Raw genomic sequence first — 16,762 nt, forward strand, 5'->3', positions numbered from 1 at the left:
TCCGTGAACCGTGCCGGGGAGTGGCAGACGATACAACGCCTTGTCAGGCGATTGCCTCGTTGTTCATCTTGCGCGTCGAGATGATCTGGTCGACCAGGCCGTACGCGAGTGCGTCCTCGGCCGTGAGGATCTTGTCACGCTCGATGTCCTCGCTGATCTTCTCCAGCGGGGTCGTCGAGTGCTTGGCCAGCATCTCTTCCAGCTGCGTACGCATCCGGAGGATCTCGTTGGCCGCGATCTCCAGGTCGGAGAGCTGCTCGCGGCCGGTGCCGCCGGAGGGCTGGTGGATCAGCACGCGCGCGTTCGGCAGGGCCATGCGCTTGCCGGGGGTGCCCGCGGCGAGCAGCACGGCGGCGGCCGAGGCGGCCTGGCCCATGCAGACCGTCTGGATGTCCGGCTTCACGAACTGCATCGTGTCGTAGATGGCCGTGAGGGCCGTGAACGAGCCACCGGGGCTGTTGATGTAGATGGAGATGTCGCGGTCCGGGTCCATCGACTCCAGGCACAGCAGCTGCGCCATGACGTCGTTGGCCGAGGCGTCGTCGATCTGCACGCCGAGGAAGATCACGCGCTCCTCGAAGAGCTTCGCGTACGGGTCGTACTCACGCACGCCCTGCGAGGTGCGCTCGACGAAGCGCGGGATCACGTAGCGGTTGTCGACCTGCGGGCCGGTGTAGAGGCCGCTGCCGGGGATGTTGTTCATGATCGTCGGTGTTCCGTCCTGGTGAGGGAGGCAGAGGGCTTGGGGCCGGCGCTGAGTCGGTGCGAACCGATCAGGCGCCGGTGCCGCCGCCGCCCGGAACACCCGTAGCGGCAGAGATGATCTCGTCGATGAGGCCGTACTCCTTGGCCTCCTCGGCGGTGTACCAGCGGTCGCGGTCTCCGTCACGGATGATCGTCTCGACCGTCTGGCCGGAGTGCTCGGCCGTGATCCTCGCCATGCGGTGCTTCGTACGCAGCAGGTACTCGGCCTGGATCTTGACGTCCGAGGCCGTACCGCCGATGCCGGCGGAGCCCTGGTGCATCAGGATGTCGGTGTTCGGGAGCGCGAAGCGCTTGCCCGCCGTGCCGCCGGTGAGCAGGAACTGGCCCATCGAGGCCGCCATGCCCATGCCGATGGTGATGACATCGTTCGGGATGTACTGCATGGTGTCGTAGATCGCCATGCCGGCCGTCACCGAGCCACCGGGGCTGTTGATGTAGAGGTAGATGTCCTTGTCCGGGTCGGCGGCAAGGAGCAGCATCTGCGCGGTGATCTTGTTGGCGATGTCGTCGTCGACCTGCTGGCCGAGGAAGATGATCCGCTCGCCGAGCAGCCGGTTGTAGACATGGTCGCCGAGGCCACCACCGATGGACGGCTCGCCGGCGGCGGAGGGCATCAGATTCGTCACGTATCCACCTGCTCGTCTCTGACGGCCACGTGCCGTCTTGCGTCTCTTACTGAGGCCGGGGCCCTCGCTCGGAGACTCCCCTGCCCTCGTATTCATGGACCCTAACGCGCAGGTCCCTTCGGGGAATCCCGCGAAGTCGACTGTTCGCTGTGAGCGCAGGTTCGCTCCGCTCGAGGCCGGGACCGCAGGGGCGCCTGCCCCGCGACGCCGGTCGGCGGGCGCAGGACGCGTGTGGTTGCTCGCGCAGTTCCCCGCGCCCCTACGGGGCGCGNNNNCCCCGGGACACGTGTCCCGGGGGCCTGCCGCGTCTACTGCTGGGAGGGATCAGGCCTCGGTCTTCTCCTGGTCCTCACCGGAGGTCTCGGCGGCGGCCTCGGTGGCCTCCGTCTCCTCCTCGTCGTCCTCGAGGTCGACGACCTCGCCGTTGGTGTCCTTCACCGTGGCGGCCTCGACCACGACGGCCAGGGCCTTGCCGCGGGCGACCTCGCCGACCAGCATCGGGACCTGGCCGCCTTCGACGACCGCCTGGGCGAACTGGTCGGGGGACATGTTGGAGGAGGCGGCGCGACGCATGAGGTGCTCGGTGAGCTCCTCCTGGTTCACGTTCAGCTTCTCCTTGTTGACGAGCTCGTCGAGGACGAACTGCGTCTTGATGCCCTTGACCGCCTGCTCGCGGGTCTCGGCGTCGAACTCCTCGACCGTCTTGCCCTGGATCTCGAGGTACTTCTCGATGTCGAGGCCCATCTGGCCGAGCTGGTGGTGCTCGAGGTTGTGCTTGCGGGTCTGGACCTCGTCCTCGAGCAGCTTCTCGGGAACGGGGACCTCGACCAGCTCGAGCAGCTTCTCCAGGACGCGCTCCTGGGCCTGCGTGGCCTGGTCGTACTGCTTCATGTTCTCGAGGCGCTTGCGGCTGTCGGCCTTCAGCTCGTCGAGGGTGTCGAACTCCGAGGCGAGCTGGGCGAACTCGTCGTCCAGGGCAGGCAGCTCACGGGCGGCGACCTGGGTGACCTTGACGGTGACCTCGGCCTCCTTGCCCTCGGCGGAGCCGCCCTTGAGCTCGGAGGTGAAGGTGGCCTCGCCACCGGCCTCCAGGCCCTTCACGGCCTCGTCGATGCCGTCGAGGAGCTCGCCGGAACCGATGGTGTAGGAGACGCCGGAAGCGACGCCGTCCTCGAGGACCTCGCCCTCGACCTTGGCCTCCAGGTCGATGGTCACGACGTCGCCGTCCTCGGCGGCGCGCTCGACCGGGGAGGTCGAGGCGAAGCGCTCCTGGAGCTGCTCCACGGACTTGTCGACGTCCTCGTCGGTGACCTCTACGGCGTCCACCTCAACCTCGATACCGGAGTAGTCCGGGATCTCGATGGCCGGGCGGATGTCGACCTCGGCGGTGAAGTTCAGCGTCTCGCCGTCCTTCAGCTCCGTGATGTCGACCTCGGGCTGGCCCAGTACGTTGAGCTCCGCCTCGTTGACGGCGTCGGTGTAGAACTTCGGGAGGGCGTCGTTGACAGCCTCCTCCAGGACCGCACCGCGGCCGAACCGCTGGTCGATGACGCGGGCGGGGATCTTGCCCTTGCGGAAGCCCTTCACCGTGACCTGCTGGTTGATCTTCTTGTACGCCGCGTCGAGGCTGTCCTTGAGCTCCTCGAAGGGCACCTCAATGCTGAGCCGAACCCGGGTCGGGTTCAGGGTCTCGACGGCGCTCTTCACGGTTCGGTCTCCTTGGGGGCTGACTTTAGGGATCGTGCCCGGCTTAGAGACACACGGGCATGCAGCTTGCATAGTAACGGCACGCCGGAGCACACCCACAATGCGATCTTGGGGTTCGGTCCGGCGAGGACGCCCGTGGAGGATCCGCGGTCGTCGTGTCGCCGCGGCAACGCTGGTCGGGGTGGCGGGATTTGAACCCACGGCCTTCCGCTCCCAAAGCGGACGCGCTACCAAGCTGCGCCACACCCCGTCGGTGCGACACGTAGGGTACATGCCCGCAGGCAGTGCGGCTCCCGCATTGCGGGGCGCGCGGTGGAGTGCGGACGGGGCGTGGACGGTGCACGGCAATAGGGTGTGCGAGCGGGGCCCGGGACCCGCTACGATGCCTTCCGTGCCGCGGTCGGTGACCTGGGGCGCAAGCTGTGCGGGCGTAGCTCAATGGTAGAGCCCTAGTCTTCCAAACTAGCTACGCGGGTTCGATTCCCGTCGCCCGCTCTTGATGAGGCCTCCGGCCCGGTTCCGCTCAGGCGGTACCGGGCCGGGGGCTTTTTCGCGCCCCGGCCTGCGATGTGCTCGCCGGTGTTCAGAAATTTATCGCGCTGATGCTGCTCGCGACGGAGTTGAGGAAGTTGTTGATGGCAGGGGCCATTCCGGTCGATGCCAGGAAGAAGCCGAAGAGCACTGCCACGATGGCGGGCCCCGCCTTGAGCGAGCCGCCGCGCATCAGCACAACGAGGACGATCGCCAACAACAGCACAACTGACAGCGAAATGGCCACACTGATCACACCCTAGGTCGGTCCGCTCTCCCGGCCCGGGGGGCACAGCCCCGCACACCCCCCGTCAGAGCCATCGTGCCACCAACGCGGCGTCCATATGCGGCCGGTGACGCATCGTCGGCCACGCGCGCGTGGGAGCGCGGTGGCCGAGGGGCCTTGGGGCGCATGAGCGGTGCACGTCGGCGGGGGTGCCGGGGGGTACGCGGGGGTACGGAATTCGGCTTGATCGTTTCCATCGGCGCACATGCGGCCCACACATGCCCGTCGCATGCCACGCATGGTTTTCCCGCATATTCCATCCGGTCTGCACACGGATAAGCGGAGCGTCGCGGCGGCTGAATTCCTGCCCCTTTATCCGCCCTCCCACCCGAAGTGACAATTGATGATCAATCGGACAAACGACCGGAGCCGCTCGGCGGCGTTATGCGGTGTTTAAGGCGGATTAGCAGTGCGATAGCGGACAGATCGGCATTGGCTCGATGTCGTACGCCGTCATGCGGACTTCTTCGAATCCGGGGTAGCCGGGACCGATAAGGAGGACTCGCGTTGAGGGTTTTACGAAATCGTTCGGGCGCTACTAGGGTGCCTCAGATGTTCCACACTGCCATGATCCCCGCCGGTGCAGTGCGGTCCCGGATCGTCTCCCCGAGCTCCTGGTGGGAGGGCCTGTGACCAACTCCCTGTACCCGCACGGCTCGCGTCGCACCCCGCTCCCCCCGGCCGCGGTCACGTCGCTCCAGGACACCGCCGCCCCGTCCCCCGCATCCGCTCCCGCCGCCGCCACGCCCCCGGCCACCGGGCAGGCCTCCGCTCGGGCCGGCGCAGGCAAGCCCGGGCAGCGGGACGCGTTCTTCGACAACGCCAAGTACCTGGCCATCGTCTTCGTCGCGATGGGCCACTGCTGGGAGCCCCTGACGGACGGCAGCCGCAGCGCCGAAGCGCTGTACATGTTCGTCTACACGTTCCACATGCCGGCGTTCATCATCATTTCCGGCTACTTCTCGCGCAGCTTCGACATGCGGCCGGACCGGCTCAGGCGTCTGATCACCGGCGTCGCCGTGCCGTACATCCTCTTCGAGATCGCGTACACGCTCTTCAAGCGGACCGCGGGCGGCGACCCGGACCATCCGTTCAGCCTGCTCGACCCGTGGTTCCTGACCTGGTTCCTGGTCGCGCTCTTCGTGTGGCGGCTCACCACTCCCCTGTGGAAGATCATCCGCTGGCCGGTGCCGGTCGCCCTGGCCGTCGCCGTGCTCGCGTCGGTCTCGCCCGACATCGGTGACGACCTGGACCTGCAGCGCGTCCTGCAGTTCCTGCCCTTCTTCGTGCTCGGGCTCTTCATGAAGCCGGAGCACTTCCAGCTGGTGCGGCGGCGTGAGGTGCGGATCCTGTCCGTGCCGATCGTGGCGGCCGCGCTCGTGCTGGCGTACTGGGCGGCTCCGCGGATGACGTCCGCGTGGTTCTACCACCGCGACAGCGCGCAGGAGCTGGGTGCTCCCTGGTGGGCCGGTGTCGTCATGACGCTCGCCCTGCTCGGCTGCTCGCTGGTGCTGACCGCGTGCTTCTTCGCGTGGGTGCCGAGGCGCAAGATGTGGTTCACCGTGCTCGGCGCGGGGACCTTGTACGGCTATCTGCTGCACGGATTCCTGGCGAAGGGGTCCCGGTTCTGGGGCTGGTTCGACGCGGACTGGGTGCACGAGCCGTACGGGCAGATCGCCGTCACCGTCATCGCCGCGGCGGTCGTCACCGTGCTGTGCACGCCGCCCGTACAGCGGATCTTCCGGTTCGCCATGGAGCCGAAGATGGAGTGGGCCTTCAAGAAGGACGCCACTCAGCTGGCCCGGGCGCGCAACAGGCCCTAGCGCGGCAGGCCCAGAAGTGCGCGCATCGTCGCGTACTTCTGGGTGAGGCGGGCCCGGGTCGGCTCGTCCAGGACCGCGAGGCGGGCCGGGTCCGCGTTGTGGGCCAGGTCCGCCTCTTTGACCAGCAGGGCGCCGGGCGTCGACAGGATGCGGTGCGCGTACGCCTCCGGGGGCTCGCCCGGCCGCTTCGTCAGGGCGCGCACGATCTCCTTGGTCGGCTCGGTCAGCGCGGCCGCCGCCAGCCACTCCTCGGTGAGGGCGTCGTCCTCGACCGCGTCGTGCAGCCACGCCGCCGCCACCTGCTCGTCCGTACCGCCCCGCGCCGCGACCCCCGCGGCCACGGTGCCGAGGTGCTCCGCGTAGGGCCGCCCCGCCTTGTCCCGCTGACCGCCGTGGGCCCGGCGGGCCAGGGCCTCGATCTCCCGGAGCGTCATCATGGGCCGACCCTAGACGTACGTACGGGACTACGGCGCTTCCCTCATCGCCATGCGCGCGGGCAGGGCCGTCGAGAGCAGGCCGAGGAGGAGCGCCGCGCCCGCGAAGGAGCCGTAGAGCAGGGGCGGGATGTAGGGGTTCTCGCCGGTGAGGCCGTTCATCATCGGGATCAGCGTCGCGAAGGCGATGGCCGTGCCGAGGACGATGCCCGCGCAGGCCACGAGGAGCGCCTCCCAGCGGATCATGCGGAGCACCTGGCGGCGGGTGGAGCCGATCAGGCGGAGCGTGCCGAGTTCACGGCGACGGTCCAGGACCGTCATGACCAGGGTGTTGACAGCGGCGAGCGCCGCGAAGCCGCCGAGGACCACGGCCATGGTGGTGTTGGCCCAGGCGTTCAGTTCGCGGTCGAGGGACTGGGCGGTGGTGTAGTCGGCGCGCGCGAGCGGGGTGCCGAGGGCGGACAGGGAGCGTGTCGTGCCGCCCTTCGTCCACACTTCGCTGTCGTAGGGGTTCGTGACGTGGCCCGTCAGCGCCGCGCGCGGCAGGGTGATCTGGGAGAGGCCGAGGCCGCGTTCGTACGTGGCCGAGAGCGTCGGGGACGCCTTCGTGCCGTCGGGCAGGCGCAGGGCGACGCGCTCGCCGACCTTCACGTGGGCGGAACGGGCCAGGGCCGCGTCCATGGCGAGGGTGTCCGGGTCGGTGAGGTCGATCGCGCCGCGGGTGACCTTCAGGTCCTGGACCCGGGCGAGGTCCTTCGCCGTACCGGTGACGGCCTGCGCCGACGCCGACTCCAGCCAGCGGTCGCCGCCGGAGCCCGCGGGGACGAGGAGCGAGGTCTTGAGCAGGCCGACGGAGGCGGAGACGCCGGGCGCCGTGGCGGCCCGGGCGACCGAGCCGGGGTCCAGGCCCGCGTCGGCCGTGACGATGTGGTCGGCCGTGATGCCCGCCTTCTGCTGGTTCGCCGCGGCGTGGTCCTCGCTCGTGTGCATGAAGACCAGCACCGAGGAGAAGGACATCGCGAGGACGATCGGGGTGATCGCGGAGGCGAGGCGGCGGGCGTTGCTGCGGGAGTTGGCGGCCGCGAGCGAGGCGGACGCACCGGCGCCGCGCAGCGGGAGACCGAAGAGCGTGGCGGCGAGGCGGGCCACGAGCGGGCCGAGGAGCGCCACGGCGAGCATGAAGCACATGACGATGCCGAGCGCCGTGTTGGCCGCGTCGTCACCGCTGAGGTGCGCGGCGAGCCCCGTGAGGACGATGCCGCCGACGGCTGCCGCGATGCCCAGCGGCGTACGGATCCAGCCGGGGCGCAGCCGCTCGACGGACGCCTCGGCGAGGGCCTGGCCCGGCTTGATGCGGGAGGGGCGGCGGGCCGCCATGTACCCGGCGAGGAGGCCGGTGAGGACGGCCGTGCCGACGGCGGTGAGCAGCGGGATGTACGAGACGGAGAGCTGGACGGCTTCGGGGACCGCGCCCTTGTCCTGGAGCTGGCCGAACCACCAGCGGGCCAGCGCGATGCCGGGCAGGCAGCCGAGGGCGCCGGCGAGCGGGGCGACCAGGAGGGTCTCGGTGGCGATGGAGCGGCGGATCTGGCGGGGGGTGGTGCCGATGGCGCGCAGCAGGGCGTACTCGCGGGCGCGCTGGCCGACGGAGAGGGCGACCGTGCCGGCCGCGGTGAACACGGCGACGGCGGTGGCGATGCCGCCGAAGGAACCGCCGAGGGCGATCAGGGTCTCCTTGGCGTAGGCGAGCGTGCCGCTCTCGGCGGCGCCGCGGTCGTCGCCGGTGTGCACCTGGACCGCGGGTGTGCCCGAAAGGGCGTGCGCCACTTGGGACTTGAGGGTGTCCGCGGAGACGCCGTCCTTCGGGAGCACGGCGATCGCGTCGATCCGGCCCGGGTGTCCGGAGACGCCGATGGCCTCGGTGTCCGTGAACCAGACGGCGGGTGCCTCGGTGGTGCCGGAGACGCGGTAGGTGTGCGGGCCCTTCGGCGTGGTGAGCGTGGTGCGGTCGCCGACCCGGGCACCGGGCCCGCCCATGACGATCTCGCCGGCTCGCGGGGCGCGGCCTTCTGTCAGGTGCTCGCCGGTGAAGGCGGTGGAGCCCCAGTTGTGGGCGGTGAGGGAGGCGCCTTCGAGCCGGACCCGGAAAGTGACGTCGGCGATCGCGGTACGCGCGCCCACCGCCGAGGCCGCTTTCGTCACGAGGGAGTCGGAGAGCCGGGCGCGGTCCGGCAGCGGGACGGCGTCGTCCTCGCGGTCCTCGCCGGATCCGGTGACGAAGTGGGCGCGCTGGTCGGCGGCGGCCACGACGGGGGCGCCCGCGTACCGCTCGGCCGGGACCGAGGCGCGTAGGCCCGTCTCCAGGAGGATGCCGCAGGCCGCGACGATCAGGGCGGACATCATCAGGGCGACGAACGTGCCGGCGAAGGCCGCGGGCTTGAAACGGAGCGCGGCGCGGGCCAGTCCGTTGGGGCGGGACATCAGGCGGCCGCCCTGACGGGTGCGGGCGCGGTCAGGGTGCGCATGCGGGCGGCGATGCGGTCGGCTCCGGCGCCCTCCAGGTGGTCGACGATCGAGCCGTCGGCGAGGAACAGGACGCGGTCGGCGTAGGCGGCGGCCGCCGGGTCGTGCGTGACCATGACGACGGTGGCGCCCATGCCGTCGACGGCGGAGCGGAGCAGTCCGAGGATCTCGGCGGCGGTGGTGGTGTCCAGGGCGCCGGTCGGCTCGTCGGCGAAGATCACGTCCGGGTTCGTGACCAGGGCGCGGGCGATGGCGACGCGCTGCTGCTGGCCGCCGGAGAGCTGGCCGGGGCGGCGCCGCCCCTTGTCGGCGAGGCCGACCTGGGCGAGGACCTCGGCGGCGCGACGCCGGTCCGGGCGCGCGCCGGCCAGGCGCATCGGGAGCAGCACGTTCTGCTCGACGGTGAGCGAGGGCAGCAGGTTGAAGGCCTGGAAGACGAAGCCGAGGCGGGTGCGGCGCAGGGCCGTGAGCTTGTTCTCGCTCATGCCGGTGATGGTGGTGCCGCCGAGGGCGACGGTCCCGTCGGTGGGGCGGTCGAGCCCGGCCGCGCACTGCAGGAAGGTGGATTTGCCGGAGCCGGAGGGGCCCATCACGGCGGTGAACGTGCCGCTGGGCAGGGCGAGTTCGATACCGCGCAGGGCGTGCACGGTGGAGCCGCCGCGGCCGTAGCTGCGCCGTACGCCGCGCAGTTCGACGGCCCAGTCCCCGGTGGGCGCGGCGACGGGTGCCGCGCTCCGGTCGTGCTGCCGCTTCTTGCGCAGGCCCATGGGGTCCGCCCTTCGTACGTCGCCGGGTTGTCGAGGCCCCTGCCTCGATGCATCGAACGTACGGATCCGAGGGGTCCGGCGACCATGAGGGCGGCTGGCGGATCGGGGGTGGGGAGAACCCCCGCCCGCGATCGCCCGGGACCCCGCCGCACTCCTTTGGTAAGCTAACTATTGACGCTTTCTTGACGATCTCTTTACCGAGAGGACCGGGCCCATCGGACACGCAGACACCTTGATCGCCATGGGTGGCGCCTTTCTCGCCGCCGCCGTCCTCGCCCGCCTCGGCGGGCGCATCGGACTCCCCACCATTCCCTTGTTCATCCTGGCCGGGATCCTCCTCGGCCCGCACACGCCGGGCGTCGTGCTCGTCTCCGACCCGCACGAGCTGGAGATGCTCTCCGCGCTCGGGCTGGTGCTGCTGCTCTTCTACCTGGGCCTCGAGTTCCATCTGGACGACCTCAAGGCGGGCGGCCGCAAGATGGCCGTCGCCGGAGCGACCTACCTCGTGCTGAACGTCGGCGCCGGCCTCGGTTTCGGATTCGCCCTCGGCTGGGGCACCTCCGAAGCTCTGGTCCTCGCCGGGGTGCTCGGCATCTCCTCGTCCGCCATCGTCACCAAGGTGCTCGTGGACACCGGGCGGCTCGGCAACCCCGAGACCAAGCCGATCCTCGGCATCATCGTGGTCGAGGACATCTTCCTGGCCCTGTATCTCGCCGCGCTGCAACCGATCCTGTCCGGCGCCGACTCGCTGGCCGCCGCGGTCCTGGACGGCGGGAAGGCCTTCGGGTTCCTGCTGCTGCTCGCGCTGGCCGCGCGGTTCGGTACGCGGGTCGTCGGCAAGCTCTTCAACACCAGGGACGACGAGCTCCTCGTCATCTCCTTCCTCGGCGCGGCCGTGTTCGTGGCGGGGGTCTCCGAGTGGTTCGGGGTCGCGGACGCCATCGGGGCGTTCATGGTCGGTCTGATGCTCGGGTCCACGACGTCCGGTGAGCGGATCCTCAAGCTGGTGCATCCGTTGCGGGACGCCTTCGGCGCGATCTTCTTCTTCGCGTTCGGGCTGTCCATCGATCCCGGGGATCTGCCGACCGTGCTCTGGCCCGTACTTGCCGCTGTCGCGGTGACGCTGGTGATGAATGTGCTGGCGGGTCTCGGGGCTGCGCGAGTGTACGGGTTCGGGGCCGGGCCCGCGGCGAACATCTCTACGACGCTGCTGGCCCGGGGGGAGTTCGCGCTGATCCTGGCCACGATGGCCGCGGGGGCGGGGCTCGATGAGCGGCTCTCTCCGTTCATCGCGGGGTATGTGCTGCTGCTGGCCGTGCTTGGGCCGCTGGCAGCGGGGCGGTCCTCTTGGCTGGCCCGTCTTCTGCCCGGGGGGTCGTCGGTGGCCGTCGAGGAGGAGCGGCGGGTGGGGGCCGGGGTGTGACGGGGCCCTGGGCGGGGGCGTTCCGTGAAGGGTGCGGGTGCGTCGTGGCTGTTCGCGCAGTTCCCCGCGCCCCTAGGGCGGGCGGCTTCGCCGCTGCCCCCGCGCCCCTGAGATGGCGCACGTAGTGCGCATCTCAGGGGCGCGGGGAACTGCGCGAGAAGCCCCACCGGGCCGCAGACGAAGTGCGGGTGTCCGGGGCGTCCCACCGGGCCGCACGCGTGAAACCCGCCGAGCCCCGGACGGGAGACGCTCAGGGGACCCCGGGTCAGGTGTCGCGGCAGAGCAGGAGGAGCGCCCTGTCGTCGTTGACGTCCTTGGCCACCGCCTCGATGAGATGCCACGCCGCACCGTGGAAACCGCCGGGGACATAGCGATCGGCCTCACCCGTGAGCCGGTCGATGCCCTCGGTGATGTCCCGGTCGGACGTCTCCACCAGGCCGTCGGTGAAGAGCATCAGCACGTCACCGGGACGGAGCGTCCCCTTCGTGGCGTCGAACTCCGCGCCGTCGTAGACCCCGAGGAGCGGACCCTCCGCGGCCTTCTCCTCCCAGCGGCCGGTACCGGCACTGAGCTGGAGGCCCGGCGGATGCCCGGCCGAGTACAGCTCGTAGTCCCCGGACTCCAGGTCGAGGACGAGATGGATGGAGGTCGCGAAGCCCTCGTCCCAGTCCTGGCGGAGGAGATAACCGTTGGCCGCGGGCAGGAACGCGTGCGGCGGCAGCGAGCCGAGGAGGCCGCTGAAGGCCCCGGCAAGGAGCAGCGCCCGCGACGCCGCGTCCATGCCCTTGCCGGACACGTCGGTGAGGACGACTTCCAGGGTCCGGCCGTTGTTCGTACGGGCCGCGACCACGAAGTCACCGGAGAACGACTGCCCGCCGGCCGGCCGCAACGCCATCTCCCGGTGCCAGCCCTGCGGCAGCTTCGGCAGCCGGGACTGCGTACGGATGCGCTCGCGCAGGTCGAAGAGCATCGTGCCGCCGCGCCGCCAGGGCACCCCGACACGGCTGCGGAACTGCGCTATCAGGAGGCCGAAGAAACCGCAGGCGGCGACCGTGAGGACGGTGCCCGGCGTGACGCCCGCCGCGCGCTGCGAGTACGGGCCGAGCTGTACGGACTCCACGATCAGCGCCGCGGCGGCGGCCGCGTACAGGCCGAGCAGGCTGGCCGGGCGCAGCACCAGGCCGCCCGCGACGATCGGCAGGACGAGAACGGTGGGCGTGCACCAGACCGGGTTGAGGATCGTGAAGCAGGTGATCAGCGGGATCGTGAGCAGCAGCCCGGCGAGCGCGATCCAGTCCGAGCCGTCGCCCCGGAAGTAGTCCACCCCGGATTTGCGCACGGCGGTGCGGACCCGGTGCACGCGCATCTTCATCCGGGCCGAAAACGTCTCGGCGGCCGCGCGCTGCTCGCGCGGGCGCCGCTCTCGTCGTAGGGCCATTGCTCGTGGACCTTATCCATCGGGCCTGGACCTGTGCACGGGTGGTCCCACTTGTCCCCCCTTTTCGGGCACGCCCGGCCAGGGTCCGCCAAGGGTGAATTCGCTCGCTCATGTCCCGCTTGCCCTGCTAGGCATGGCCTATGACGACTGACGTACGCGTGCTGCGCCAGGACGAGTGGGAGCGCTGGTACGCCCGGCTCGAGGTGGCCTTCGGCGGGGTGGCCGAACCGCCGCAGGAGCGGCGGCTGTGGGACGACCTGACGGAGCTCGACCGCTCGGTCGGGGTGTGGGACGGCGCGGACTGCGTGGGTACCGCGGGAGCCTTCTCGTTCCGGGTGTCGGTGCCCGGCGGCGCGTTCGTGGACGCCGCGGGCGTGACGATGGTGAGTGTCGCCGCGACGCATCGCAGGCGCGGCATCCTCACGTCGATGATGCGCCGCCAGCTCGACGACGTACGGGACTGGGGCGAGCCCCTCGCGGTGCTGACCGCGTCCGAGCCGGCGATCTACGGCCGGTTCGGATACGGCATCGGTACGCGGCAGGCGTACGTGAGCATCGACTCCTCCCGGGTCAGGATCGACGCCCCGGCCGGGACCGATGACGTACGGCTGCGGTTCGTCGACGCCGCCGAGGCGGCCGAGCGGTGCGAGGCGGTGTATCTGCGCACGATCGGCACCCGGCCGGGGATGCTGGCGCGCTCGCCCGGCTGGGAGCGGCTGCCGCTGCTCGACGAGCCGGAGGAGCGGAACGGGGCGTCGCCGTTGCAGTGCGTCGTCGCCGAGCGGGGCGGGGAGACGGTCGGCTTCACCCGGTTCCACAACAAGCCGGAGTCGGAGTGGGCGGTGCCGCACGGCCGTATCCAGGCGCGGGACGTCACCGCGCTCGACCCGGCGGCGTACGCGGCGCTGTGGCGGTTCCTCTGTGACATCGACCTGACGTCCACGGTGGAGGCGCGCAACCGTCCGGTGGACGATCCGCTGTTGTCGATGGTCTCCGACATCCGGCGGTGCGGGGTCCGGGTGCGGGACTCGATGCACGTACGTCTGGTGGATGTGGGCACCGCCCTCGAAGCGCGTACGTATCTCACGCCCGTGGACGTCGTGTTCGAGGTCGAGGACGCCTTCTGCCCCTGGAACGAGGGGCGTTGGCGGCTGTCCGGGGATGCGACGGGCGCGTCCTGCAAGCGGACCGAGGAGCCAGCCGATCTCACCCTGTCCGTACGGGAGTTGGGCGCGGCCTACCTCGGTGACGTGTCACTGGCCGAGCTGGCCGGGGCGGGGCGGGTACGCGAGGTGCGGCAGGGGGCGCTCGCCGAGGCGGCGTTGGCCTTCGGGTCGCCGGTCAAGCCCTGGTTGCAGCACGGGTTCTAGTAAGTGCCTGTGTCGGTGGCGGGCGGCTGGCAGGTCGGGCACCAGAAGAGGTTGCGGGCCGCCAGCTCCGCCGTGCGGATCTCGGTGCCGCACAGGTGGCAGGGCCGGGGCGCCCGGCGGTAGACGTAGACCTCGCCGCCGTGGTCGTCGACGCGCGGCGGGCGGTTCATCGCCTCGGGGGTGTGCTCGGGGCGGACCGTGTCGATGCGGTTGAGGCGGACGCCCTCACGCATGAGCGCCACCAAGTCGTCCCAGATGGCCTTGAACCGGGCTTCGGTGAGGCTGCGGCCGGGGGTGTACGGGTCGATGCCGTGGCGGAAGAGGACCTCGGCCCGGTAGACGTTGCCGACGCCCGCGATGACCTTCTGGTCCATCAGGAGAGCGGCGATCGACGTACGGCTGCGGGAGATGCGCGCGTACGCCTTCGCCGGGTCGGCGTCCGTGCGCAGCGGGTCCGGGCCGAGGCGGTCGTGTATCGCCTGCTTCTCGGCGTCGGTGATCAGGGCGCAGGTCGTGGGGCCGCGCAGGTCCGAGTAGTACGCGTCGTTGCGCAGGCGCAGGCGGACCGTGTCCGTGGGGGGCGGGGGCGGGGTCTCGCCGAGGGTGTACTTGCCGAAGAGGCCCAGGTGGATGTGGACCCAGGAGGCTCCGCCGAACTGGAGGAAGAGGTGTTTGCCGTGGGCCTCTGTGCCGATCAGTTCCTGGCCGGTGAGGAGGGCTGCCGCGTCGGAGAATTTGCCCTGGGGGCTGGCGACCTGGGTTTTCCGGCCTGCGAAGCGTTCGGCGTGGTCCTGGGCCAGGCGGTGGATCGTGTGGCCCTCGGGCACGGGTGTTCCTCTCGGGGCGGGCACAGGTACGGCGCCTGTGGTGCGGGGCACGGGGCTCTGCCCCGGCCCCCGCTCCTCAAGCGCCGGAGGGGCTTGCTAGCAAGCGCCGGAGGGGCTTACTTGGGGTGGTGCGGCGGGATCTCCGGGAGCTCGCCGGTCTCCTCGTAGGCCGACAGCATGTCGATGCGGCGCTGGTGGCGGGGCTCGTTCGAGTACGGGGTGCCGAGGAAGATCTCGACGAACTTCGTCGCCTCCTCCTCCGTGTGCATCCGGCCGCCGATGGAGATCACGTTCGCGTTGTTGTGCTCGCGGCCGAGCGCCGCGGTCTGCTCGCTCCAGGCGAGGGCCGCACGGACGCCCTTGACCTTGTTCGCGGCGATCTGCTCACCGTTGCCCGAGCCGCCGATCACGATGCCGAGGGCGTCCGGGTCCGCCGCCGTCCTCTCCGCGGCGCGGAGGCAGAACGGGGGGTAGTCGTCCTGGGCGTCGTAGATGTGGGGTCCGCAGTCGACGGGCTCGTGGCCATGGGCCTTGAGCCATTCGACCAGGTGGTTCTTGAGTTCGTAGCCGGCATGATCCGAGCCGAGGTACACGCGCATGGGTCCGAGTGTGGCACGCCACGGGCCGGGTAGCCGCGTCCGGGGGCAGAACCATGGTCATCCGGAAGTGGAGCGCACGTGAGGCACAGGTAACGAAGACAACAATCCGGAGTCAGGTCTTCCGCCCCGGTCCCTTCTGCGCTTTGAATGCCAGGGCTCGCACCCCGAGAACCTAAGGATCCGTTCATGACTTCGCAGTCATCCCTTGCGACGGAAGACACTCCGCCCGGTGGCCCCGAAAATCCGGGCGGTGGCAGCGGCCTCCAGGCCGGGCTGAAGAACCGGCATCTTTCGATGATCGCCATCGGCGGTGTCATCGGCGCCGGACTGTTCGTCGGGTCCGGCTCCGGTATCGCCGCGGCGGGCCCCGCCATCCTGATCTCGTACGCCCTCGTCGGCGCGATGGTCGTGCTCGTGATGCGGATGCTGGGCGAGATGGCCGCGGCCCGGCCGACCTCCGGGTCCTTCTCCGCCTACGCCGACCAGGCGCTCGGGCGCTGGGCCGGGTTCTCCATCGGCTGGCTGTACTGGTTCTTCTGGGTCGTGGTGCTCGCCGTGGAGGCGACCGCCGGAGCCAAGATCCTCAACGGCTGGATACCGGGCGTGCCCCAGTGGGGCTGGGCGCTGATCGTCATGATCGTGCTCACGGCCGTGAACCTGGCGGCCGTCGGCAGCTACGGCGAGTTCGAGTTCTGGTTCGCCGGGATCAAGGTCGTCGCCATCGGCGCGTTCGTGATCGTCGGTCTGCTCGCCGTCTTCGGTGTACTGCCGGGCTCCGACAACCCGGGCAACGGGTTCGGGCATCTGACCGATTCCGGCGGCTTCTTCCCCGAAGGGCCCGGCGCGATCCTGACCGGTGTGCTGATGGTCGTCTTCTCCTTCATGGGCAGCGAGATCGTCACGCTCGCCGCCGGTGAGTCCGAGGACCCGCAGAAGGCCGTCACCCGCGCCACGAACTCGGTGATCTGGCGCATCGGCATCTTCTACCTCGGCTCGATCTTCGTCGTGCTGACCCTGCTGCCCTGGAACGACGCCTCGATCCTGAAGGACGGGTCGTACGTCGCCGCGCTCAACTCCATCGGCATCCCGCACGCCGGTCAGGTCATGGACGTCATCGTGCTGACCGCCGTCCTGTCCTGTCTCAACTCCGGGCTCTACACCGCCTCCCGCATGGCCTTCTCGCTCGGGCAGCGCGGGGACGCGCCGAAGGCGTTCGCGAAGACCACGTCGCGGGGTGTGCCGCGCACCGCGATCCTCGGTTCCGTGGTGTTCGGGTTCCTCGCCGTCTGGTTCAACTACCAGTGGCCGGACACCGTCTTCGACTTCCTGCTGAACTCCTCCGGAGCGGTCGCGTTGTTCGTGTGGCTCGTCATCTGCTTCACGCAGTTGAAGATGCGCGGGATCATCCTGCGGGAGCAGCCGGAGAAGCTCGTCGTGAAGATGTGGCTGTTCCCGTATCTGACGTGGGCGACGATCGCGATGATCTCGTTCGTGCTCGTCTATATGTTGACGGATGACGCGGGGCGGGAGCAGGTGCTGCTGTCTTTGCTGGTGGCTGTGCTTGTGGTGGGTGTTTCGTTCGTACGGGAGCGGGTGCAGCGGGTTCGGTGACCTGAGGCCGCTTGCAGCTGGGGTCTCGGGGC

Annotated in this window: 14 protein-coding genes and 2 tRNA genes; 5 read left to right on the plus strand and 11 right to left on the minus strand. The window is 70.2% G+C overall.

Annotated features, from left to right (window positions below):
- Window positions 1-43: 43 nt before the first annotated feature.
- The 4 genes from ABD366_RS34085 to ABD366_RS34100 all read right to left on the minus strand — a co-directional run bounded on the left by ABD366_RS34085 (window position 44) and on the right by ABD366_RS34100 (window position 3,348).
- Window positions 44-703, minus strand: coding sequence for an ATP-dependent Clp protease proteolytic subunit (locus tag ABD366_RS34085; protein ID WP_164303251.1), 660 nt, complete (start codon window positions 701-703; stop codon window positions 44-46).
- 70 nt (window positions 704-773) lie between these two features.
- Window positions 774-1,379, minus strand: a complete 606-nt coding sequence (locus tag ABD366_RS34090) for an ATP-dependent Clp protease proteolytic subunit (RefSeq protein ID WP_324766919.1) — start codon at window positions 1,377-1,379, stop codon at window positions 774-776.
- A 336-nt stretch (window positions 1,380-1,715) separates the two neighbouring features.
- On the minus strand, window positions 1,716-3,098 hold the full coding sequence (gene tig / locus ABD366_RS34095) for a trigger factor (RefSeq protein ID WP_324769984.1): 1,383 nt from the start codon (window positions 3,096-3,098) through the stop codon (window positions 1,716-1,718).
- 173 nt (window positions 3,099-3,271) lie between these two features.
- Window positions 3,272-3,348, minus strand: a tRNA-Pro gene (locus ABD366_RS34100).
- Between the two features lie 174 nt (window positions 3,349-3,522).
- Here ABD366_RS34100 and ABD366_RS34105 point away from each other — a divergent pair.
- Window positions 3,523-3,593 (plus strand) — tRNA-Gly (locus ABD366_RS34105).
- 88 nt (window positions 3,594-3,681) lie between these two features.
- Here ABD366_RS34105 and ABD366_RS34110 read toward each other — a convergent pair.
- Window positions 3,682-3,876: a hypothetical protein gene (locus ABD366_RS34110; RefSeq protein WP_324769983.1), complete on the minus strand. Its 195-nt coding sequence runs from the start codon at window positions 3,874-3,876 to the stop codon at window positions 3,682-3,684.
- Window positions 3,877-4,544: 668 nt separating this feature from the next.
- Here ABD366_RS34110 and ABD366_RS34115 point away from each other — a divergent pair.
- Complete coding sequence (locus ABD366_RS34115; RefSeq protein ID WP_324769982.1) at window positions 4,545-5,738, plus strand: acyltransferase family protein; 1,194 nt, start codon at window positions 4,545-4,547, stop codon at window positions 5,736-5,738.
- Here the strand turns inward: ABD366_RS34115 and ABD366_RS34120 are convergent.
- The 3 genes from ABD366_RS34120 to ABD366_RS34130 are packed head-to-tail and all read right to left on the minus strand — an operon-like array spanning window position 5,735 to window position 9,462.
- On the minus strand, window positions 5,735-6,175 hold the full coding sequence (locus tag ABD366_RS34120) for an HD domain-containing protein (protein ID WP_324769981.1): 441 nt from the start codon (window positions 6,173-6,175) through the stop codon (window positions 5,735-5,737). The two genes, ABD366_RS34115 and ABD366_RS34120, sit on opposite strands and share 4 nt — an antisense overlap.
- 27 nt (window positions 6,176-6,202) lie before the next feature.
- On the minus strand, window positions 6,203-8,653 hold the full coding sequence (locus ABD366_RS34125; RefSeq protein ID WP_324769980.1) for an ABC transporter permease: 2,451 nt from the start codon (window positions 8,651-8,653) through the stop codon (window positions 6,203-6,205).
- A complete protein-coding gene (locus tag ABD366_RS34130; protein WP_324769979.1) occupies window positions 8,653-9,462 on the minus strand; it encodes an ABC transporter ATP-binding protein in 810 nt (269 codons plus the stop codon). The genes ABD366_RS34125 and ABD366_RS34130 overlap by 1 nt, the downstream gene beginning before the upstream one ends.
- Before the next feature lie 241 nt (window positions 9,463-9,703).
- Between ABD366_RS34130 and ABD366_RS34135 the strand changes: the two genes are divergently transcribed.
- Entirely contained in the window at window positions 9,704-10,885 is a 1,182-nt protein-coding gene (locus ABD366_RS34135) for a cation:proton antiporter (protein ID WP_324769978.1), read from the plus strand.
- 265 nt (window positions 10,886-11,150) lie between these two features.
- On the opposite strand, the gene ABD366_RS34140 is transcribed toward ABD366_RS34135, so the two are convergent.
- Window positions 11,151-12,323 (minus strand): PP2C family protein-serine/threonine phosphatase, encoded by a 1,173-nt coding sequence (locus tag ABD366_RS34140; RefSeq protein WP_324769977.1) that lies wholly within the window; start codon window positions 12,321-12,323, stop codon window positions 11,151-11,153.
- Between the two features lie 140 nt (window positions 12,324-12,463).
- Here ABD366_RS34140 and ABD366_RS34145 point away from each other — a divergent pair, with 140 nt between their 5' ends.
- Entirely contained in the window at window positions 12,464-13,693 is a 1,230-nt protein-coding gene (locus tag ABD366_RS34145; RefSeq protein WP_324769975.1) for a GNAT family N-acetyltransferase, read from the plus strand.
- Here ABD366_RS34145 and ABD366_RS34150 read toward each other — a convergent pair.
- Window positions 13,690-14,520, minus strand: coding sequence for an Fpg/Nei family DNA glycosylase (locus tag ABD366_RS34150; protein WP_324769974.1), 831 nt, complete (start codon window positions 14,518-14,520; stop codon window positions 13,690-13,692). The two genes, ABD366_RS34145 and ABD366_RS34150, sit on opposite strands and share 4 nt — an antisense overlap.
- Window positions 14,521-14,636: 116 nt before the next feature.
- Window positions 14,637-15,119 (minus strand): ribose-5-phosphate isomerase, encoded by a 483-nt coding sequence (locus ABD366_RS34155; protein ID WP_324769973.1) that lies wholly within the window; start codon window positions 15,117-15,119, stop codon window positions 14,637-14,639.
- 186 nt (window positions 15,120-15,305) lie between these two features.
- Between ABD366_RS34155 and ABD366_RS34160 the strand changes: the two genes are divergently transcribed.
- Window positions 15,306-16,730 carry an amino acid permease gene (locus tag ABD366_RS34160; protein ID WP_324769972.1) on the plus strand — a complete coding sequence of 475 codons (1,425 nt, stop codon included), beginning with the start codon at window positions 15,306-15,308 and terminating at the stop codon, window positions 16,728-16,730.
- Window positions 16,731-16,762 lie beyond the last annotated feature (32 nt).

The organism is Streptomyces kunmingensis (assembly GCF_039533535.1).
GTDB lineage: Bacteria > Actinomycetota > Actinomycetes > Streptomycetales > Streptomycetaceae > Streptomyces > Streptomyces kunmingensis.